We start from the raw sequence: 20,085 nt of genomic DNA, 5'->3' as shown, positions 1-20,085 counted from the left end.
ATGGGAGGGGCCGAGCCAATCTGCTAGATTGGCCGCACCCCGGCCTAAGGCGGCATTATGACCAAGCTCAGTGACGAGTCCCTGCCCCATCTCCCGCAGTCCATTGCCCGGCCCGGCTATGACCGCTCCCGGCTCAGCACCGGCATCGTGCATTTCGGTGTCGGAGGATTCCACCGGGCACACCAGGCGATGTACCTGGACCGGCTGATGAACGCTGGCAAAGCCCTGGACTGGGCTATTTGCGGAGTGGGTGTACTGCCCTCCGACGCCGCCATGAAAACCGTGATGGACAGCCAGGACTGCCTGTACACCCTGGTCCTGAAGCACCCCGACGGGGCCCTGGAAGCCCGCGTGATCGGCTCGATTGCCGAGTACCTTTTCGCACCCGAGAATCCCGAAGCGGTCATTGAAAAAATGGCATCCCCGGCCACGCGCATCGTCTCCCTCACGATTACCGAGGGCGGCTACAACATCAGCGACACCACGGGAGAATTCGATCCCGGAAATGCCGGCGTCGCGGCGGACCTGCAGCCCGGTGCGGTGCCCTCAAGCGTCTTCGGCCTGGTGGTCGAGGCACTGCGCCGCAGGCGCGAGCGAGGGCTGGCACCGTTCGCGGTGATGTCCTGCGACAACGTCCCGGGCAACGGCGAAGTGGCGCGAAAGGCCTTCGGGGAGTTCGCCCGGCTGCGGGACCCGGAGCTGGGCAAGTGGGTGCAGGAGGCTGTTTCCTTCCCGTCCTCGATGGTGGACCGGATCACTCCGGCGACCACCGATGCCGACCGCGCGCTGCTGTCGGAGGAGTTCGGCGTCGAGGACGCGTGGCCCGTGGTGGCCGAGGACTTCGAGCAGTGGGCACTCGAGGACGCCTTCCCGCAGGGCAGGCCACCGTGGGAAGACGCCGGTGTGAGCATGGCGACGGATGTGGAGCCGTACGAGCACATGAAACTGCGCCTGCTGAACTGCGGCCACCAGGGCCTGGCCTATCTGGGCTACCTTGAGGGCTACCGCTATGTGCATGAAGCAGCCCGTGACCCGCAGCTGGCACAGTTCCTACTGGACTACATGGATAAAGAAGCCACGCCCACCCTGCTCCCCGTCCCGGGCATCGATCTGGCCGAATACAAGAAACGGCTGCTGCAGCGCTTCGGCAATGAACACGTCCGGGACACCCTCGCCCGCCTGTGCGCTGAAAGCTCGGACCGGATTCCAAAGTGGCTGGTTCCTGTGGTCCGCGAGAACGTGGCGGCCGGCGGCGAAGTCTCCCGTTCCGCTGCGATCATTGCCGCCTGGGCACGTTACGCCGAGGGCGTGGATGAGGCAGGCGAACCGATACGGGTTGTGGACCACCGGCGGGACGAGGTAATGGCCGTAGCCGCCCGGAACCGGGAGGATCCGCTGGCCTTCATTTCACAGCAGCAGTTCTTCGGCGATCTGGCCTCCGATGCCCGGTTCACGGAAGCGTACCTATCCGCTCTGGGGACCCTGCACCGCAGCGGAGCCGGGGCTGCCGTCGCCGCACTGGTGGACAAGGCCTGACCGGACAGCGTCCAGAGGCACGCCCTAGTCGACGAAGTGGGTTTTCACAGCCTGCGAGGTCACGGACTGCACCACGCGCTCGGCGACGTCCCGGAGTTTCACGTTCCGGTTGCTGGAGGCGTCGCGCAGGATTTCGAAGGCCGCTTCCTGGCTGCATTTGTTCTGCGCCATGACAATGCCCACGGCAACGTCGATGGTGGTCCTGGCTCCCATGGCCGCGCGGAGGTGATCGGCGGTGCTCCTGTGCCGGGCGATCTGGACGGCCAATTGCAGGGTAACTGCCGCCTCGGCGGCGAACATTTCGGCTGACCGGATGATGTCCGGCGTGAAGTGACCGGCGTCCCGGGCATACAGGTTGAGCCCGGCACCGCCGTCGTTACCGAGGATGAGCGGAACGCCGAGGATGGAATAGAAGCCGCGGTCCCGGATGGCATCCGCATACTCCGGCCACCGCGGGTCGGTGCGCACGTCTTCCACCACGACGGTCCGCCCTGTCCGCGAGGCCCGCATGCACGGCCCGTCTCCGAAGCCGTACTGGACTTCGTCCAGCGCCCGCGCCGCCTCGCTGCTGCTGGCCACGGTGGTGCCCTGCTTGTTCCGAAGCAGGGTCACCCCGGCCAGGACTTCGGCATCGCTGCTGAAAAGCTCAGCGGCACGCATGGCGAACCCCTCAAGGAAGAACTCCACCGACTCAGTCTGCAGAATTAGCTGCTGCAATTCAGCTGCAACGGACTGCTGGTCCGCGGTTAGGCTCATACGCTGATTCTATCGCCGCCCGGCCCCGCACCCGTCCGCGCATCCGCTGCCCGCCACGCCTAGGTGGCCTCCACCAATTCGGTTTCCTTCTCCCTGCTCCACGTCCTGGCATAGACCCCGATCAGTGCCTCCTGGCGAAGCGTGAATCCCAGCCGGTTCAACAGGCCGTGCGCCTGGTACACAGTGAGGTGCTGGGCGCTGCGGCTGGCTCCGGCCTTGTCTGCCCGGTAGAGGTAGGTGTCAATGGTCCGCAGCCAGCGCCGGCGCCAGTTGGTGACGGCGGGTTCGGAGGCGGTGGCCATCATCAGCCGGTGCACGGGCATCAACTGGGCCTGGGCCTGCGCACCGGTAGCCTTCTGCACTCCGGCAGCCCGCGGATCGGAAGCGGTGCAGCTATGGAGATGGCTGTCCCAGTAGTACTCCCAGGAAACACGACGGCGGTCCGGCCATGTGGAGGCCCGCGGTCCCTTCATCATGGCGTAGGCCGAATCGAAGAGAAGCAGGGATGCCAGCGCCGATCGGTTCTGTGCCTTCGCAAACCGGGCGGTTGCCCAGAGGCAGAGATCGGAGGAAAGCTCGAAGACTTCCTCTGCCAAGGCCAGCCCGTCAACGCCGCCGTAGCGGGCCAGGTCCGCTTCGACCGACGGCAGCAGCGCGTCCGTGCCGATTGTCCGGTCCAGCACCGGTTCGTTGAATTCATGCTCCACCGAGAGGCTGCGCACCGGATCCCCGGATTGCTCCTGCAGTGCCCCCAGCAGGGACTGAAGCCGATCCAGGGTTTCCACGGGGGCAAGTACCCGAAGCCGGACCTGCGCATTGGACGGCTGCATGCGTCGGGTATAGAACCAGCGCTTGGTTCCGCAAAGCCTCGCCTGCGCAACGAGGGGGGTCACAAGTTCACCGATGATCCGGTCTGCCAGTTCGAAACTACCGGCATCTACAGTCAGGTTCCACCATGTGGGGTGAGGAGAGGGGCGGGAGGGGGTGCGGAGCGCGGCTGGCTGGGTCATGGCCATCCTTTCGGTGCTTGTTGTGCTGAGCCACCCCACCCGGAACGCCCATTCCAGCGCGTCCCGGGATGGAAGTCTTTCCCAATCCAGCGGCCGTGTCCACCACCTGAGGTTCCTCGCTGCGAAGACGGGCGGAACCCATCCCGAAGCGCTCGATTAGTAGTAATATCTCCTGCTTGTGCACGCAGGTCCGAGGGCGCCGTGCAGCCGTGCCGCCGGACCTGCAGAGGCCGGGAATGGGGCAATTCCGTCATATTTACAGAAACCGCAAGCAGGCTGATAAATTGTTTGGCCGGGCACAAGACTTCTTCGAATATCCGATGAATGCGGGCCCCGGAAATTGTCCCTGCATAACTTGTTCTTCCAAAAGGTCCGGCATGCCCATGATTTCCCGCCGTTTTCCGCGCATCGGCCGGCAACGGACGTCCATTCCGGACTGGCCGGCCCTTTTCCACTGTTCCCCGTCCGGATACGTTGTGGTTTCCGGGCAGGGCGTCATCCTGGAATCAAACTCCACTTTCGCGGCGTGGATCGGCCGGAACCGGAGCGCGCTCGCAGGCACCGTTTTTGCCGATCTCCTTTCGCCCGAAGACCTGCTGGAATACCAGCGCTGGAGCGCGGCACACACAACAACACCTGCAGCGAGTCTAAGCGTCGACTTCAACGGAGCCGGAAACACCAGGCTGCCGGCTCACATCTCGGCGGTCCGGACCGCCTCCCGCGGCCGCACCGTGGACCTGATCACGGTTTTCCCCATGCCCGGAAGGCGCAGGTATGAACGCGACCTGGTTGATGCGCTCCAGCAGGCCGAAGCCGCAGAAGCCGCACGCGGTGCTGCCGAGCGCGCGGCCAAGGAGCGGGAATCACTGCTGAAAACCATCCTGGACACGGTGGACGTGGGGGTGCTCGTGGTGGATGACGAGGGCCGGGAAATCCTCGCCAACGCCCATATGGAGGCCAGCCGGACCATATTGGGGGCCGAAGACCTGAGCGACTTCGAGTCCGGAGCGTGGTCTGTCTACGGTCCGGACCGGATCACACCGCTTCCGGACGAGTTGCTCCCCATCCGCCGTGCCGTTGCCGGTGAATCCTTTTCGCAGCAGATCATGTGGATCGGCACCGGCGAGGGCAAGATGGCGGTCAGCGTGTGTGCACGCCCGGTGCGGAACGGAGGGGACTTCAAGTGCTCGGTCCTGGCATTCAGCGACGTCACCCAGCTGGTGCGCGCGCTGGCGGCACAGGGTGAGTTCGTGGGTAATGTGTCCCACGAGCTGCGTACACCCCTGACGTCCATCCTCGGCTACCTGGATATGGCCCTGGAAGAAGAAGGACAGTTGCCGGGCACGGTCGAATCGGCCCTGCAGGCAGCGGTTCGAAATTCCGAGCGGCTGCTGCAGCTGGTCTCCGATCTGCTGTCCGTGGCATCCGACAGCGGCGCGATGGAACTGCAGGAAGTGGATCTGGCTTCCACCGTCGCAGCCGCCGCCGATTCCTTCCGCCCCCACGCGCGGATCAACGGGGTGGAAATCGGTGTTGAGGTGGCGGCCGGGCTGCGGGCCGTGGCGGACGAAGGCCGGATCCGGCAGGTGCTGGAAAACCTGGTGTCCAATGCCGTCAAGTTTTCACCCGGCGGCGGAACGGTGCGGATAGGGGCGCGGAGGCAGGATGAAGCCGTGGTGATTGAGGTCGCCGACACCGGCATCGGCATGACGCCGGCGGAGCAGGAACAGGTCTTCAGCAAGTTCTTCAGGTCCGGGCAGGTTCTCACCGCGGCCATCCCCGGGGCAGGATTGGGCCTGGTGATCACCCGCAGGATTGTGGAAGAGCACGGGGGGAGCATCGACTTCAGCAGCGAGGCGGGGCGGGGAAGCGTCTTCACCGTGAAGCTGCCGGCGGCTGGGCCGGGTACAAGCTTGCAAAGTTAGTAAGTCTGCTTATCGTTAAGGGGCCAGATCCGGCTTCAGAGCGAGGAGACTGTCCAATGCGAGCGATGGTGTACCGAGGGCCCTACAAGGTGAGGGTGGAAGAAAAGGACATACCGCCGATCGAGCACCCCAATGATGCCATCGTGCGGGTCACCCGGGCGGCCATCTGCGGCTCCGATCTGCACCTTTACCACGGCCTGATGCCGGATACCCGGGTCGGCACGACGTTCGGCCACGAGTTCATCGGAGTGGTGGAGGAAGTCGGATCGTCCGTGCAGAACCTCAAGGTCGGGGACCGTGTGATGGTCCCGGCCAACATCTACTGCGGATCCTGCTATTTCTGCGCACGGGGGCTCTACTCGAACTGCCACAACGTCAACCCCAACGCCACGGCCGTAGGCAGTCTCTACGGCTATTCGCACACCACCGGCGGTTACGACGGCGGCCAGGCGGAGTTCGTCCGGGTCCCGTTCGCCGACGTCGGACCCTCCCTCATCCCCGAGTGGATGGACGAAGAAGACGCCCTGATGTGCACCGATGCACTCGCCACGGGCTATTTCGGCGCCCAGCTGGGGGACATCGTCGAAGGTGACACCGTAGTGGTTTTCGGTGCCGGCCCGGTGGGTTTGTACGCCGCCAAGTCCGCCTGGCTGATGGGCGCCGGCCGGGTGATCGTGATTGACCACCTGGACTACCGGCTCGAAAAGGCCCGGACCTTCGCCCACGCCGAGACCTACAACTTCACCGAGTACGACGACATCGTGGTGCACATGAAGAAGATCACCGACTACCTGGGTGCCGACGTCGCAATCGACGCCGTGGGAGCCGAGGCTGACGGTAATTTCCTGCAGCAGGTTACGGGCACGAAGCTCAAACTGCAGGGAGGGTCCGCAGTGGCACTCAACTGGGCGATCGACTCGGTACGCAAGGCCGGCACCGTGTCCGTCATGGGCGCCTACGGTCCGCTCTTCAGCGCCGTGAAGTTCGGAGACGCACTGAACAAGGGCCTGACGCTGAACATGAACCAGACGCCGATGAAACGGCAGTGGCCGCGCCTGTTCGAGCACATCAAGGCCGGCTACCTCAAGCCCAGCGAGATCATCACGCACCGGATTCCGCTGGAGCACATCGCCGAGGGCTATCACATGTTCTCCGCCAAGCTGGATAACTGCATCAAGCCCGTCATCGTCCCCGGTTCCTGAAAGGAAGGACACTGCAATGGCCTACACGCCGCAAAAGCCGACCCGAACCCCGTCCAGCGAGGAACTGCGCGCGCGGATCCCGGGCTGGGGTGTTGACCTCGATCCTCGGGACCGTCCTGCCGTGCCCAAGCTGCAGTTTGATCCCACCCTCAGCGGCGCGCATTGGGAATTCCCGGAACGGCAGGAAGAAAAGTTCCCGCGGGAGCGCTCGATCGAGCACAAGTTCCTCACCCCGGTGTTCGGCACCGCCTGCCCGCCCAAGGGACTGTCCGGCGTGATGCGCCGGTACGCCTACCGCCGGTACAGCGAGGCCCGTGCGGCCCACTGGTTGATCCTGCTCGCCGCGGACCGCGTAGACGCCGTGGAGAGCCATCTGGCTTCCTTCGCGACCCTGCACCCGGATAATCCGATCACGGAGACCGGGGTGCTGAGCGAGTTCACCCGCCACGGCGTCTCCTCCCGGGTGGGCCGGAAGCGGGCGGACGTCAATCACCAGTGGATCGACCCGATCATCGTCGGCGGCCCGTGGCTGCTGGCCGGTGCGGGCGCGGCTACCGCCGTCGGCGCCATGGTGCGCCGGCTGCGGAAGTAGCGCGGAACCGGGCACGCCTTCGTCGTGTCTGCCGTTGGTCCTTAGTAGGAATACCGGAGAGGTCCGAATCGGTTAAGACACCACACGGGACACGTTAGGCGGCGGGAGATCATGGACGGCAGGGGCGTTGAGCAGTACCGGCGCAGGATGGAACGGGCCGCACAGCTGCGGGCGGCGGCGGCCGGCGGAGGGCTCGACGATGAAAACCTCCAGCGTGCAGAGGCCGAGGAAGGGCTGCGGCACAAGCGCCGGAAAGTCGACGACGCCGCCAAAGCCGATTATCTGGTTCGGGATGCCATGGCCCGGGGCGAATTCGACAACCTGTTGTACGCCGGAAAACCTATCCCGAACCTGGGCGACGGCCATGATCCGGACTGGTGGATCAAGGGGCTGATGCAGCGCGAGAACGTGACTGGATTGGGACCCAAGGCCATCCTGCTGCGCACGGAAGACGCGGAACTGGACGCTCGGCTGGACACGCGGTGGACCGAAAAGCAGGTTCGGGAGATCGTCCAGGATTTCAATGCGCGTGTCATCGATGCGCGCCGCCAGCTCGAAGGAGGTCCGCCCGTTATCACGCGCACCCGCGACGTCGAGAAGGAAGTGCAGCGCTGGCGGGAACGGAAGGCGGAGGAAGCCGAAAAAGAAGCCGCCGCCGCTCCGGAACCGGAGCAGCGGCGGCCTTGGTGGAAACGCAGGCGCTAGGCGTTAGACGGTGGTGGCGTCGTGGACTTCGCCCACCAGCTCTTCGATGATGTCCTCGAGGAACAGGACACCCGTGGTGTTGCCCTTCGCGTCAAAAACCCGCGCCACGTGGGCGCCGGTGCGGCGCATGGTGGCCAGGGCATCCTCCAGCTCGCTGCCCCGGTAAGCGGACGCCAGGCGGCGGATCCGCTTGGCGGGCACCGATGCGGCGAACTCGTCCGGCGTGGTGAGGTCCATGACGTCCTTCAGGTGAAGGTAGCCGTCGGGGTCGCCGTCGTCGTTGGTGAGGATGTACCGCGAGTAACCGTGGACGTCCACAGCCTGCTGCAGGTCCGCAGGGGTTGCGGTCTCGGGCAGCAGCACCATCTGGCTGATCGGAACTTCGACGTCGGCCACGGTCTTCTCCGTGAACTCGAACGCGGCCGTCAGGGTACCGCTGCGGTCTGAAAGGACACCGTCACGCGTGGACTGCTCCACGATGTTCGCGACCTCGTCCAGGGTATAGGCGCTGGTGGCTTCGTCCTTAGGCTCCACCCGAAACAGGCGCAGGACACCGTTTGCTATGCCGTTCAGCGTCCAGATGATCGGACGGACAATGCGGGACACGATCACCAGGGGCGGAGCCAGCAGCAGTGCGGCGCGGGTGGGCACGGAGAACGAGATGTTCTTCGGCACCATTTCACCCACCACCACGTGCAGGAACGTCACCAGCAGCAGCGCCACCACAAACGCGATAATGCCGATGGCGTCTGCGGACAGCGGAGTCAGGCCCAGCGGAATCTCCAGCAGGTGGTGGATGGCCGGTTCCGAGACATTCAGGATGACCAGGGAACAGACGGTGATGCCAAGCTGGCTGGTCGCCAGCATCAGCGTGGCGTGCTCCATGGCCCACAGGGTGGTTTTCGCGGCCTTGCTGCCGGCTTCGGCCTTGGGTTCAATCTGTGACCGGCGGGCCGAGATGACGGCGAATTCAGCACCGACGAAGAACGCGTTGACCACCAGCAGCACTACGAGCCAGATGATTCCGGGCAGGTATTCACTCATGGGTCAGGTCCTTGGTCAGCGAGTCGACAATGCGGTCATGGGCGCTCACCGGGGTCTCCAGCGAGCCCGACGGGGTGAAGCGCAGGCGTTCGATGTGGTTGCGGACCACCCGTTCCACACGGAGCGTGCCGCCCTCGATTTCCACTTCGTCGCCCAGCTCCGGCAGCCGGTCCAGTACGTCCGTGACAAAACCGGCGATGGTGTCATATTCCTCGCCGTCGGGAACCTCGACGCCGGTGCGGTCCAGGAGTTCGTCCGGCCGGAGCGAGGCGTCGAAGGTGATGGCGCGGCCCGTGCGGACGACGCCGACGCGCGCGCGGTCGTGTTCGTCCTCGAGTTCGCCCACAATCTCCTCCACGAGGTCTTCGAGGGTGACGATGCCGGCGGTGCCGCCGTGCTCGTCGGACACGATCGCGACCTGCAGGCCCTGGGCGCGCAGCAGTCCCAGCAGCGTGTCAACGCCCATGGACTCGGGTACATGCAGCGGTTCCACCATGAGTTCTGCGGCCGTGACGGAGGTCCGTGCGGCCAGCGGTACGGCGAAGGCCTGCTTGAGGTGCAGCACGCCCAGAACGTCGTCCGAATCGCGTCCGATCACGGGGAAGCGGGAATAGCCGGTTGCCGTGGCAACGGCGACCACCTGTTCGGCAGTGTCGGACTCGTGGACCGTCCGCATGCGGACCCGGGGGGTCATAACGTCCGCCGCGGAGTGTTCGGCGAAGCGCAGAGTTCGGTTCAGGAGCACGGCGTGGTCCAGGTCCAGCACGCCTTCCAGCGCTGAACGCCGAACCAGGGAGCTGAGTTCTTCGGCGCTGCGTGCGCCCGAGAGCTCTTCCTTGGGTTCGATGCCGAAGGACCGGATGATGGCGTTCGCCGTGTTGTTGAACAGCAGGATGACGGGCTTGAACACCGTGGTGAAAACGGTCTGGAAGGGCACTACCAGCTTGGCGGTGGCCAGGGGGAGCGCCAGGGCAAAGTTCTTGGGAACCAGTTCGCCGATGATCATCGAGAAGATGGTGGCGAGGAAAATGCCGGCGACGGCGCCGATGCCCGGCACCATCCCCTCCGGCAGGCCCAGCGCCGTGAGCGGGGAGCGCAGCATCGAGCTGATTGCAGGTTCGAAGGTGTACCCGGTCAGCAGGGTGGTCAGGGTGATGCCGAGCTGTGCGCTGGAAAGATGGGTGGAGGTGATCTTCAGCGCGTTGATTGTGGGATTGAGGCGTTTCTCGCCCTTGTCGCGGCGGGACTCAAGGTCCGCACGGTCCAAATTGACGAGCGCAAATTCGGAGGCGACAAACAGTCCGGTGCCGACGGTGAGGAGCAATCCTACGCCGACCATGAGCCATTCATACATGGGGCTGCCCCTCTCTCGTGATAGCCGGTGCAGCCGGAGTGGGCACAGTCTGCAGGTCGGTCAGGACGGGGAGGGGCATGGGTTTATGTGAGGGAGGGTCATCCATAGTCCAAGGAATGTTACAGGATGGACCTGTTTGCTGTTCCAAGGTTTCCTTCAGGCTGCAGCCGGAAACCACGTCAATGCCTACCAGCTGCCCTGCCCGTGCCGATACGTGGGCTCGTGGTTGGTGGAGGCCGCCACCCGGTGCTGGCGCACCAGGCAAAACGGGTCATAAAGTTCGATCCCCAGCCGGCCGGTGCCGGGCACGGGCTGGCAAAAGCAGGTGCAGGGAAAGTTCACGGGCGCCTTTCCGGGCCCTCGCATCAAGGCCCTCGAAGTTCTCTCGATCCGCAGCGGAGGGTCCCCGCGGGAAGCGGAAACCGTCCTACTTTCCTTGATACAACGCCAGCGCGTCCTGAGCCAAAACGGGCAGTTTCCGCAGCCTTCCCGTCCTTCCGCACGCCGGTGGAATGCGGAAGGACGGGAAGCGGCGGCCGGGAACTAGCTGGTCGCCAGCTCCGGCTCGCTAACCGTTTCCATCAGGACGGAATCGAGCAGGTCACCGGCGTCCTCCGCTGACGAGGATCGGGCCAGGGCAAGTTCGGAGACAAGCAGCTGCCTGGCCTTCAGCAGCATCCGCTTTTCCCCGGTGGACAGGGGGTGGGTCCGCTCGCGGCACCACAGGTCGCGGACAACTTCTGCGATCAGGCGAAGTTCACCGGTGGACATTTTGCCTTCGTTGGCCTTGAACCGCCGGGACCAGTTGTCCGGTTCCATCCCCACGGGTCCGCGCAGCACCGTAAACACGGCCTCTACGCCGGCGTCGTCGATGACGGAACGTACCCCTACGTCTTCGGCGTTGTCCGCCGGGAGCTTGATGGTCAGTTCAGTCGCGTGGACGCGGAAGGTCAGGGTTTCCCGCTCCACTCCCTTGACTGTCATGGGGGAAATATCGGTAACGGTGACGGCGCCGTGGTGCGGGTACACCAGGGTCTGCCCGACGGTGAAATTCAAAATGACGTCCCTCTGTTCAAATGGTTCCGAGCTTGCTTCGGAAGCGGGCTCCCGAGACCGCTTGGACCTGTCCGGGCCGGTCACCGGTGAAGGGTGACGGCCGGGCGCGCGGGCAATAGAGAAGGAGTCAATTTCCAGGCGGGAGGTGCGGATCTTGCTGAAAAGGTTGACGGATTAGTCGTTGACTGTCCGGCTCGCGGTCCCCACGCTGTCCCGTCAGCTTATCCTCCCTGCGCAAGTGCCTTCTTTTCGGGGCCGCTGGCAGTGCTTGTTTCTGCCGCTCGGCGCACTTGCGCTCAGGCTTTCCCCCGTGAGGCGTCGGGGTCCTCGGGTGCCTCACTGCGCCGCTGTGCCACCAGTTCCTTGGTGCGCACCAGCCGCAGTGCCGTGACCAGCACCAGCCCGCCCAGCATGTTGAACAGCAGGGTGTAACCGAACCAGCCCAGCCATTCGAGGTACGTGATTTCCGCGCCGGAGATGATCGCGCCGAAGATCAGCAGCGAGTCCAGGATGGAGTGGAAAAGCTGGAGCCCGGCGAGCAGGAAACCGCCGATTACCGTCGCCACGATCTTTGCCGGGTCCGAGGTGGTTCCCTGCTGCATACGGCTCATCAGGGTGATGGTGCTGCCGCCCAGAACCGCCAGTGCCACGGTCTGGAGTGAGAAGGGCGCCTCGGTAAAGTGCGACGCCGATGTTGCCACCGTGGACGACCACTGCGGAAAGGCCTGCATCACTATCCACATGAAGATCCAACCGCCGGCCAGGTTGGCCAGCAGGGTCCCGCCCCAGAGCTTGGCGAGCAGTTTCATGCTGCCTTCCCTTGCGGCAACTGCCGCGACGGGCATGAGGAAGTTCTCCGTGAACAGCTCGCTGTGGGCCAGGAAGAGGGCGATCAGGCCGACACTGAATGCCAGGCCCGCCAGGAGGTGGTCTCCCGTTTCATGCATCACGGCGAGATAGGCCATGACGCCCAGGCCAACCTCCATGCCGCCGAACACCCCGGTCACCAGGATGGTCCGGAAGGTGCGGTGCAGCCGTTCTGCGCCTTCCGTCACCGTCTTGTCGAAGGATTCCTTAAGTTCGTCCTCCACCGGCGCTGCGGACTCTCCGATTTCGCTGCGGCGTTCCTCGCTCATGGCGTCCTTCCGGTGCGGCTGGATCTTTCTGGATGCGGTGCTGTTAAACCATAAAGCGGCCGGGGCGCGGTTCAATTCCCATTCCGTGAGTCCGTACCCGTACCGGCTTCGCACAGACATGGCACAGTCTCAGCACAGGGTGGAGACAGCAGGGAAAATACCGGGACGCAAAAGGGAACTTTGCGCTTACGCTTGACCCAGCCACCGGCACCGAGCCAAAGGACGTATTCATGGCACACGTTTCGTCCCAATCGCCCACGGGTAATCTTCCGCGCCTCGCGCACCCGGACGGGAGTCCGATCCGGGCGCTGGTGGTCGACGACGAGACCAGCCTCGCGGAGCTTGTTGGCATGGGCCTGCGGATGCTGGGCTGGAACGTCGTTACTGCAGGTAATGGACTCGGTGCGGTCTCTGCTGCCCGCGAATTCCGGCCCGACGTCCTGGTGCTGGACGTGATGATCCCCGGGGTCAACGGGCTTCAGGCCCTGCAGAAGATCAGGACCTTTCTGCCGCAGGTTCCCGCTCTGTTCCTTACCGCCAGGGATGCCGTGGAGGACCGTATCTCAGGGCTGGCCGCCGGCGGGGATGACTACGTGACCAAGCCGTTCAGCATGGAGGAACTGATGCTCCGCCTGCACCGCCTGGTGCAGCGTTCCGGGGCCGCGGCGTCGGGTTCGGACGAACTGGTGGTCGGCGACCTGGTGATGAACCTCGAAACCCGCGAGGTCATCAGGGGCGGGGAGGACATTGCCCTCACGAATACCCAGTGGGAGCTGCTGCGGTACCTTATGGAAAACCCGAGGCGGGTGCTGAGTAAGGCGCAGATCCTGACGAATGTCTGGAACTACGATTTCGGCGGCCAGGCGAACATTGTCGAGCTGTACATTTCCTACCTGCGCAAGAAGATCGACGTCGGACGCCCGCCCATGATCCATACGGTCCGGGGCGCCGGCTACGTGCTTAAACCGGCGGCCCCATGATCCACGCGGGTACTCGTCCGGCTGCCGGGGGATCGCAGATACGCAGCCATCCGCTGCGCACCAAGCTCATACTCACCACCCTGGCGCTCCTGACTGTGACCTGTGCGGCGTTGGGCATTTTCAGCCACGTGGCCATGGACCGGTATCTCACTGGAGTGCTCGACGACGGATTGGAACGTGCGGCGGCCAGAGCCGGGTTCCGCCCCGGCCACTCTGCGGGGGAGTATCCGTCGCCCCAAAAGGAGCCGGCCCCGGGCACCGCCGGCACGGACAACGGAGCCGGGGAACGCGGTGACGGCAGCGACTACCAGTCCGGCCAGCGCCCGGGCTCCCTGAATGCCTTCTTCGAGGACGGCGCTGCCCGCCGATCCACGCTTGTGCTTGAGGACGGCTCTGCGGTGTCGCTGAACGGGGCAGATCTGGAACTGCTGGCGGGAATGGATCCGGCCCGCGGCCCCCAGGACATGAACCTGTCCAGCGAGCATTACCGGGTGGATGCGTTCCCCTCCCCGCCCGGCGCCGGGAACGGAATGCTGGTCACCGGACTTTCAACGGCGCAGCGGGAGAGCACCCTGGCCTCGCTCGATCTGACCATGGTTGTGCTGTCCCTGGCCGGCCTGCTCGTCACCGGGTTTGCGGGCACAATGATCATCCGCCGCTCGCTGCGCCCGCTGGATGAGCTGGCCGCCGTCGCGACCTCCGTATCCAAGCTGCCGCTGGCCTCCGGAGAGGTGGAGATTCCAGTCCGTGTGCCCCCGGCGGCCGCGCGGCCCGGGTCCGAAGTCGGAACGGTGGGGATGGCCCTGAACGGCATGATCGATCACGTTACCAACGCCCTGCGCGCCCGGCAGGACAGCGAAACGAAGGTGCGGCGGTTCGTTGCCGACGCCAGCCACGAGCTGCGCACGCCGCTCACCTCGATCCGCGGGTACACGGAGCTGGTCCTGCTCAGCGAACACGTCAGCCCTCCGGGCCGCGCCGCATTGGAACGCGTGGACAGTGAGTCCAAGCGTATGTCCGCGTTAGTTGAAGACCTGCTGCTGCTGGCGAGGCTGGACGAGGGCCAGCGGGGCGAGCGGACCGGCGTCGACCTCACCGAACTGATCGTGGAGGCAGTCAGCGATGCGCAGGTCTCGGCCCCGGAGTATCAGTGGACGCTGATGCTGCCTGATGAACCGGTAGTGGTGTCCGCCGTCGAGCCCGAGCTGCGGCAAGTGCTTATTAATCTGCTTTCCAATGCCCATAAGCACACTCCTCGGGGGACCCGCGTGGAAATCGGACTGCAGGCAGGAGCAACCTGGGCCACCTTGACGGTGACGGATGACGGCCAGGGGATAGAGCCGGACTTCATCGATTCACTGTTCTCCCGGTTCAGCAAGGCCGATTCCGCGCGGACGGGGAATACGAGCAACACGGGGCTCGGCCTGGCCATTGTCTATGCCCTCGTTGCGGCCAACGGGGGGACCATCGAGGTCGAGAGCAAACCCGGCCGCACCAGCTTCACCGTGGCCCTGCCGCTGGCTGGTGCGGTAGCGGTCTGAGCCCGTCGGGCAGTTATTCGGGCAGGCCGATCCAGTACCGCCGCGTGCCGTCCCGGCTGTCCTCGTAGACTCCGCCGTTTTTCTCGATGACCGCCCGGGATCCGGCGTTGTCTTCGGCGCAGGTGACGAGTACCCGTGCAATGCCGAGATCACGGGCAACCGGCAGGGCGTCCTGAAGTGCGCGTGCGGCATGCCCCTGCCGGCGTGCGGAGGGCCGGACGCTGTAACCAATGTGGCCACCCTGCTCGAAGAGGAAATCATTCAGGGTGTGCCGGACGGCAAGCGAACCCAGGAACTCATCGCAGTCCACCAGCCACAGGTAGGTGCAGGGCACCAAGCCTTCCTGTCGCGGTGTGTCGGGGAACCGTTCCTTGACCAGGCTGTCGACGAAACCGGCAAAGTCCCCGGCAATTTCCGTGCGAATGCGCTCTTTCGAGGTGTCCCCGTACACGCCGGAACCGTCCATCCTCTCGCCGTTGAATTCTTCGGCCGCGGCCAGCCAACTGTTCCGGAAACGGACATCGGGGGTAATCAGGGTTGCCATTGGCAAAGTGTAGGGCTATTCCGCAATCGAGCCTGAATTCTCCGCATTAGTTCGATATCCGGAAGGTCTGCCCGGTTGTGTTCCCTGTATTACCTATGAATGCAGGGTCCCGCGGTGAAGGGTTCCGCAGACAGGGAACCGAACGTATCCTCCGAGGATGGACCCGGTTCGCGTTTGTTTGGAGATATTCGCCGCTGCCTGCGCCGGAACCTGGGTGCTGTCACTGATCACCCGGGAATACTCCTGGACAGACCGCATCTGGTCCGTCATTCCGCTGGCCTACCTTTGGGTGTTTGCCGTCGCGTCCGACGGCGACCACCGGGTAACGCTGATGGCGGTCCTGGTTACGCTGTGGGGCGTCCGGCTGACGTTCAATTTTGCCCGCAAGGGCGGTTACGCCCCGGGCGGCGAGGACTACCGGTGGGGGATCCTGCGCCAACGGCTGAAGCCGTGGCAGTTCCAGGCCTTCAACCTGCTGTTCATCAGCATCTACCAGAACATCGTCATCTGGGTGATGACCCTGCCGGTGCTGACCGTCTATCAACACCCCGGAGTGCTCACGGGTTGGGACTGGCTGCTGGCGGTCCTGTTCCTGGCCGCGCTGGCTTCAGAGACCGTGGCGGACCAGCAGCAGTGGAACTTCCAGCAGTGGAAAAAGGCACTGCGGACCGCCGGCCGAATTCCGCCGGCCGACTTCCTCCGGACGGGACTGTTCCGGTACTCGCGCCACCCGAACTTCTTCTTTGAACAGCTCCAATGGTGGATCTTCTACGGTTTCGCCGTCACCGCCTCGGGGGAGTGGCTGCATTGGACGCTGGCAGGGCCGATCCTGCTGACCCTGCTCTTCGCCGGGTCCACCGCCTTCACCGAGAGCATTTCCCTGGCACGCTACCCCGACTACGCGCGGTACCGGCGCCGGACCTCCCCGCTCGTTCCGCTCCCTCCCCGCCGGGGTTCAAAGCACGCCCGCTAGGGGGGAAGGCAAGGCGGAAGGTTGAGTGGGCCGCCGGGCACCGATCCGCGCCAACAGCTGTCTCCTCAGTCACATTCGACGGTTTTGGGAACGGCAGGTTCTTCTACAGGTGTTGAATAGGGCAGGATAGAAACGTACCGGTGCTGTTCCCGGCGAACCGCTGGGCCGGTTACAACTAAAAGTTTGCGGCGTCCCCCAGCGCCGCGGCACGGAAGGGCTTCGCTTCGGCGGGGCCCTTCCGTGTATCTGAGAAGATTGGTCGCATGCCCGGACTGCACCGCCCAAAGCCGCATCGGCACTCACCGTCGGATGAGCCGCGGATAACGCGCACCCGGGACGCGCTCGAGGCGGGACTGTGGGAGCTGCTTCGGGACCACGACCTCGCGGATATCAGCGTGGCTGCACTCTGCCGGCAGGCAGGGGTGCACCGCACCACTTTCTACGGACACCACCGGAACATTTTCGACTTCGCCGGCTCGGTATACGCCGGCGTCGTGGACCGGCTTGGCACAGTTGAACTGGACCAACGCGGCACCGGCCGGACAATCGCGGAGATCGGGGACCTGTACGTCGAGTCCATCCGGCAGATCCTGCAGCACACCAAGGCAGAACAGCGGGTCTACCGGGCGCTTTTTCACACGGAGACCTTCCTGGGGATCCTCGCCGACCGGCTAAACGCGCGGATTCTCCTGGCACTGCATGTCTGGCGGGCGCACAACGCGCCGCCGGCGGCCCTGGACCTGGACACGACTGCGGCCTTCCTGGGCGGCGCCTATGCCTCCTGGTTCGAACATTGGGTGGTCAGTGACGACGACGACGCCGAGGCCTGGCTGGGTTCCCTGCGGAACCTGCTGCCCGCCTGGTGGCCGCGGGACGGTCTTCCCCCGGCATCCCCGGCACCCCCTGCGCCGCGTAGCGCCTAGAGCCGGTGCAGGGATCCGCGCAGCGAGGCCAGGTCCGGGTAGCCGTTGACCGCCATGGTCAGGTCGGCTTCGGCGAGCAGGCTGCGCATCACATGTGTCACCCCTGCCTGCCCGGCCGCCGCCAGGCCATAGACGTAGGGCCGGCCGATCCCCACCGCTGTAGCTCCGAGTGCCAGCGCGCGGAGGGCATCCACGCCGGAACGCACGCCTGAATCGAAAAGCACAGGGGCGCCGTCGGCCGCCTCAACGACGCCCGGCAGGCAGTCAATTGCCGGGATGCCGCCGTTTGCCTGCCGTCCACCGTGGTTGGAGCAGTAAATGCCGTCCATCCCGCCGTCCAGCGCACGCCGGGCGTCGTCAGGTGAGCAAATGCCCTTGAGGATGATCGGCAGCGAGGTCAGGGACCGGAACCACTCCAGGTCCTCCCACGTCATGGTGGGGTTGCCGAACAGCGAGGCCCACAGCATTACGGCAGCGGCAGGGTCCGGTGACCCCTGGTCGGCCAGGAGCTTCCGGAACCGGTCATCGGTCAGGTAGTTGGCCAGGCACTGGCCGGACAGCATCGGCAGGTAGGCGGCACTGAGGTCGCGGGGCCGCCAGCCGTTCACCCACGTATCCAACGTGATGACAATGCCCGAGTACCCGGCTGCTTCGGCGCGGTGCACCAGGGACTCGGCCAGCTCCCGGTCCGCCGGCGGGTAGAGCTGGAAGAACCCGGGGGTTTCACCGGCGGCTGCACGGACCTGTTCCAGCGGAGCGGCGGAGAGGGTGGACGCCACCATCGGGATGCCCAGCTCTGCGGAAGCGGCAGCCGTCGCCAGGTCGCCGTCGTCAGCCACTGCGCCCAGCACCCCCACCGGAGCGAAGAACAGGGGAGAAGGCAGCCGGTGCCCCAGCAGATCAATGCCCATGCTGCGCCGGGCGGCTCCGACGAGCATCCGCGGCATGATGCCGAGCCGCTCAAAGGCAGCCACATTGGCACGTTGGGTGTGCTCGTTGCCGGCACCGCCGGCCACGTAGCCCAGGATCCGCGGATCCATCCTGCTTTCTGCCAGGTCCTCCATGGCGGCGGAGCTCATGGGCAGATCCGGCAGGACGCCGCGTGCGCCGTTCATGTAGATGCCAAGCTGATAATCGCCGTAGTTCGTGCTCATGGAGGCTCCGCCTTTTCTTTCCGGCCGCTTTGCCGGTTTTCCGCTTTGCCCGGATGCTACTCCAGCGGCGGCGGGGCATCCTGCCGACCCGCGGCGAAACGTTCCAGCCGTTCCTCCAGGCCGGCGCGGACTGCCGGCCAGTCGTCGGCCAGGACCGAGTACACCGCGGTGTCCCGCCAGCTGCCGTCGGCGCGGCGTTTGTCCCGGCGCCTGATGCCCTCGAAGACGGCACCGATCCCGCTGATCGCCGCGCGGGAACGGGTATTGAGCGAGTCCGCCTGGATGCTGATTCGTCCGAAACCGGCTGCAAAGGCGGAGCCGAGCAGGAGCAGCTTCGTTTCTGTGTTGACCGCAGTGCCCCAGACCGCGGGAGCGTAGGCGGTCCACCCCAGCTGCGCGGATTCGCCGGGCAGGTCCAGATCAGCGAGGCTGCTGGTCCCCACGACGGCGCCCGGCGTATTGCCGTGGACCAGCCGCACCGCGAACGGCAGCTCGTCCCAGCGGTAATAGGCGCGGGCCCAGGCAGTGAACCCGTCCAGATCGGTGTGCAGCCCGGCGGGTCCGCCGCCGTAGCCACCGGCAAAGACCTCAGGAACCGCAATGGCCCGGTGCAGGTCCGGGATCAGGTCCAAGGTGAGCGGCTCGAGCCGGACAAACCGGCCGGAAAGAACCGAGTGCCGGGGCCGTGCGGCGCTCATGCGGTCAATCCGGCGTTGCCTGCCACGCTCAACCCGCCGTGACCTGGAACTTGTTGCGCCAGTCCGTGATCAGCCATTCGCCCGCGTCCTGCCCCGGCCGCGAGCAAAGCGTCATGGACGCCTCGATAACCTGTGTGTTGGTTCCGGGTTCGCCGACACCGGGCGCCACCTCCATTTCCGCGGATGCGGAAATCTCGGTGACGATGCTCTTGTTGTCGTCAGCCAGCCACACCTCGAGGACTTCGATGTCCAGCTTTGTGAAGCGTGACCGGTCCGGTTCGTAGACATACCGGTAGGAATCGCCGTAACGCTCCTGATGGAAGGTGCTTTGCATAACGACTCCACCAAAGGGCGAACCGTCGTTGAGGCTCTGCTGAGCCATGCCTTGGAGCTCCGGAGCGATCCGCTGCCCATTCGCGGCCCACCATTCCTCCGGCGTCCAGGCGCCGCCGTTAAGCGGGGAGTCGAGCCCTTCCTCGACCATAAAAGCCAGGTTGTTCCGGTGCGCTTCCTCGATTTGCGCCTGCGAGTACAGGGAAAGCAGCTTCGGCTCCACCACCGCCGGATCGAGGGTCCACGCCGGATCATCTTCGGCCGGCGAAACCTGCAGGTAGGTTCCGTGGGCCGTCTCCACGTTGCCCTTGACTCCCAGCCCGCGCTGGGAAGCGGACGACGTCGGCGGCGGACTCGTCGTCGGCGGTGCCGAGGGGGAGGGCTTGGCCTTCACTGATGCTTTTTCCGTCGATTTCACTGCGGGCGACGCCGAAGGCGAGCTGGAAGCGGTGGACCTGCTGGTGTCGGTGTTCGCCGGGTCGGTGCCGCAGCCGGCAAGGACGGTCACCAGCAAGGCCAGACCCGCTGCGGCCGGGCGCGGGCCGGCTGAAATACCCATGGTCACGATTCCCCCAATCGGAACACACCGATTCCCGGTGCGGAAAGCGCCAGTATAGGGCGGG

The 20,085-nt window shown here is 65.1% G+C and carries 19 protein-coding genes; 9 read left to right on the top strand and 10 right to left on the bottom strand.

Annotated elements, in window-relative coordinates; all coding sequences use genetic code 11:
- Nucleotides 1–57 precede the first annotated feature (57 nt).
- Nucleotides 58–1,536 (top strand): mannitol dehydrogenase family protein, encoded by a 1,479-nt coding sequence (locus tag NNX34_RS05100; RefSeq protein ID WP_255765428.1) that lies wholly within the window; start codon nucleotides 58–60, stop codon nucleotides 1,534–1,536.
- Between the two features lie 24 nt (nucleotides 1,537–1,560).
- Here the strand turns inward: NNX34_RS05100 and NNX34_RS05095 are convergent, their stop codons facing one another.
- Both NNX34_RS05095 and NNX34_RS05090 read right to left on the bottom strand, forming a co-directional pair.
- On the bottom strand, nucleotides 1,561–2,292 hold the full coding sequence (locus NNX34_RS05095) for a GAF and ANTAR domain-containing protein (RefSeq protein ID WP_255765427.1): 732 nt from the start codon (nucleotides 2,290–2,292) through the stop codon (nucleotides 1,561–1,563).
- A 59-nt stretch (nucleotides 2,293–2,351) separates the two neighbouring features.
- Nucleotides 2,352–3,302 carry a lantibiotic dehydratase C-terminal domain-containing protein gene (locus tag NNX34_RS05090; protein WP_255765426.1) on the bottom strand — a complete coding sequence of 317 codons (951 nt, stop codon included), beginning with the start codon at nucleotides 3,300–3,302 and terminating at the stop codon, nucleotides 2,352–2,354.
- A gap of 377 nt (nucleotides 3,303–3,679) precedes the next feature.
- On the opposite strand from NNX34_RS05090, the gene NNX34_RS05085 reads away from it, so the two are divergent.
- From NNX34_RS05085 to NNX34_RS05070, 4 genes are all read left to right on the top strand, one after another.
- A complete protein-coding gene (locus tag NNX34_RS05085; RefSeq protein WP_255765425.1) occupies nucleotides 3,680–5,227 on the top strand; it encodes an ATP-binding protein in 1,548 nt (515 codons plus the stop codon).
- Between the two features lie 56 nt (nucleotides 5,228–5,283).
- On the top strand, nucleotides 5,284–6,429 hold the full coding sequence (locus NNX34_RS05080) for a zinc-dependent alcohol dehydrogenase (RefSeq protein WP_255765424.1): 1,146 nt from the start codon (nucleotides 5,284–5,286) through the stop codon (nucleotides 6,427–6,429).
- A gap of 16 nt (nucleotides 6,430–6,445) precedes the next feature.
- Nucleotides 6,446–7,021, top strand: coding sequence for a hypothetical protein (locus NNX34_RS05075; protein WP_255765423.1), 576 nt, complete (start codon nucleotides 6,446–6,448; stop codon nucleotides 7,019–7,021).
- A 111-nt stretch (nucleotides 7,022–7,132) separates the two neighbouring features.
- Nucleotides 7,133–7,726 (top strand): DUF1992 domain-containing protein, encoded by a 594-nt coding sequence (locus NNX34_RS05070; protein ID WP_255765422.1) that lies wholly within the window; start codon nucleotides 7,133–7,135, stop codon nucleotides 7,724–7,726.
- A gap of 3 nt (nucleotides 7,727–7,729) precedes the next feature.
- Here NNX34_RS05070 and NNX34_RS05065 read toward each other — a convergent pair whose 3' ends face one another.
- The 4 genes from NNX34_RS05065 to NNX34_RS05050 all read right to left on the bottom strand — a co-directional run bounded on the left by NNX34_RS05065 (nucleotide 7,730) and on the right by NNX34_RS05050 (nucleotide 12,316).
- Complete coding sequence (locus NNX34_RS05065) at nucleotides 7,730–8,770, bottom strand: hemolysin family protein (RefSeq protein WP_227920127.1); 1,041 nt, start codon at nucleotides 8,768–8,770, stop codon at nucleotides 7,730–7,732.
- The gene (locus tag NNX34_RS05060; RefSeq protein ID WP_255765421.1) at nucleotides 8,763–10,124 is read right to left on the bottom strand and encodes a hemolysin family protein; all 1,362 of its coding nucleotides are present in this window, start codon (nucleotides 10,122–10,124) and stop codon (nucleotides 8,763–8,765) included. The genes NNX34_RS05065 and NNX34_RS05060 overlap by 8 nt, the downstream gene beginning before the upstream one ends.
- 543 nt (nucleotides 10,125–10,667) lie before the next feature.
- Entirely contained in the window at nucleotides 10,668–11,180 is a 513-nt protein-coding gene (locus NNX34_RS05055; protein ID WP_255765420.1) for a CarD family transcriptional regulator, read from the bottom strand.
- A 296-nt stretch (nucleotides 11,181–11,476) separates the two neighbouring features.
- The gene (locus NNX34_RS05050; protein WP_255765419.1) at nucleotides 11,477–12,316 is read right to left on the bottom strand and encodes a formate/nitrite transporter family protein; all 840 of its coding nucleotides are present in this window, start codon (nucleotides 12,314–12,316) and stop codon (nucleotides 11,477–11,479) included.
- Between the two features lie 230 nt (nucleotides 12,317–12,546).
- On the opposite strand from NNX34_RS05050, the gene NNX34_RS05045 reads away from it, so the two are divergent.
- Together NNX34_RS05045 and NNX34_RS05040 are read left to right on the top strand one after the other, a co-directional pair.
- On the top strand, nucleotides 12,547–13,296 hold the full coding sequence (locus NNX34_RS05045; protein ID WP_255765418.1) for a response regulator transcription factor: 750 nt from the start codon (nucleotides 12,547–12,549) through the stop codon (nucleotides 13,294–13,296).
- Nucleotides 13,293–14,837: a cell wall metabolism sensor histidine kinase WalK gene (locus tag NNX34_RS05040; protein WP_255765417.1), complete on the top strand. Its 1,545-nt coding sequence runs from the start codon at nucleotides 13,293–13,295 to the stop codon at nucleotides 14,835–14,837. Before NNX34_RS05045 ends, NNX34_RS05040 begins: the two co-directional genes overlap by 4 nt.
- Nucleotides 14,838–14,850: 13 nt before the next feature.
- Here NNX34_RS05040 and NNX34_RS05035 read toward each other — a convergent pair whose 3' ends face one another.
- The gene (locus tag NNX34_RS05035) at nucleotides 14,851–15,381 is read right to left on the bottom strand and encodes a GNAT family N-acetyltransferase (protein WP_255765416.1); all 531 of its coding nucleotides are present in this window, start codon (nucleotides 15,379–15,381) and stop codon (nucleotides 14,851–14,853) included.
- Nucleotides 15,382–15,538: 157 nt separating this feature from the next.
- Between NNX34_RS05035 and NNX34_RS05030 the strand changes: the two genes are divergently transcribed.
- Nucleotides 15,539–16,354 carry a DUF1295 domain-containing protein gene (locus tag NNX34_RS05030; protein ID WP_255765415.1) on the top strand — a complete coding sequence of 272 codons (816 nt, stop codon included), beginning with the start codon at nucleotides 15,539–15,541 and terminating at the stop codon, nucleotides 16,352–16,354.
- Between the two features lie 263 nt (nucleotides 16,355–16,617).
- A complete protein-coding gene (locus NNX34_RS05025) occupies nucleotides 16,618–17,277 on the top strand; it encodes a TetR/AcrR family transcriptional regulator (RefSeq protein WP_255765414.1) in 660 nt (219 codons plus the stop codon).
- On the opposite strand, the gene NNX34_RS05020 is transcribed toward NNX34_RS05025, so the two are convergent.
- Genes NNX34_RS05020 through NNX34_RS05010 form a run of 3 tightly spaced genes read right to left on the bottom strand, consistent with a single transcriptional unit; the run spans nucleotide 17,274 to nucleotide 20,021 of the window.
- Nucleotides 17,274–18,431 carry an alpha-hydroxy-acid oxidizing protein gene (locus NNX34_RS05020; protein WP_255765413.1) on the bottom strand — a complete coding sequence of 386 codons (1,158 nt, stop codon included), beginning with the start codon at nucleotides 18,429–18,431 and terminating at the stop codon, nucleotides 17,274–17,276. The two genes, NNX34_RS05025 and NNX34_RS05020, sit on opposite strands and share 4 nt — an antisense overlap.
- A 56-nt stretch (nucleotides 18,432–18,487) precedes the next feature.
- On the bottom strand, nucleotides 18,488–19,129 hold the full coding sequence (locus NNX34_RS05015; protein ID WP_255765412.1) for a GNAT family N-acetyltransferase: 642 nt from the start codon (nucleotides 19,127–19,129) through the stop codon (nucleotides 18,488–18,490).
- 28 nt (nucleotides 19,130–19,157) lie between these two features.
- Complete coding sequence (locus tag NNX34_RS05010) at nucleotides 19,158–20,021, bottom strand: hypothetical protein (protein ID WP_255765411.1); 864 nt, start codon at nucleotides 20,019–20,021, stop codon at nucleotides 19,158–19,160.
- Between the last annotated feature and the right edge of the window lie 64 nt (nucleotides 20,022–20,085).

Source organism: Arthrobacter sp. zg-Y1116 (genome assembly GCF_024385485.1).
Lineage (GTDB): Bacteria > Actinomycetota > Actinomycetes > Actinomycetales > Micrococcaceae > Arthrobacter_B.
Note: the sequence above shows the minus strand (reverse complement) of the source record. Positions and strands in the feature narration are given on the sequence as shown.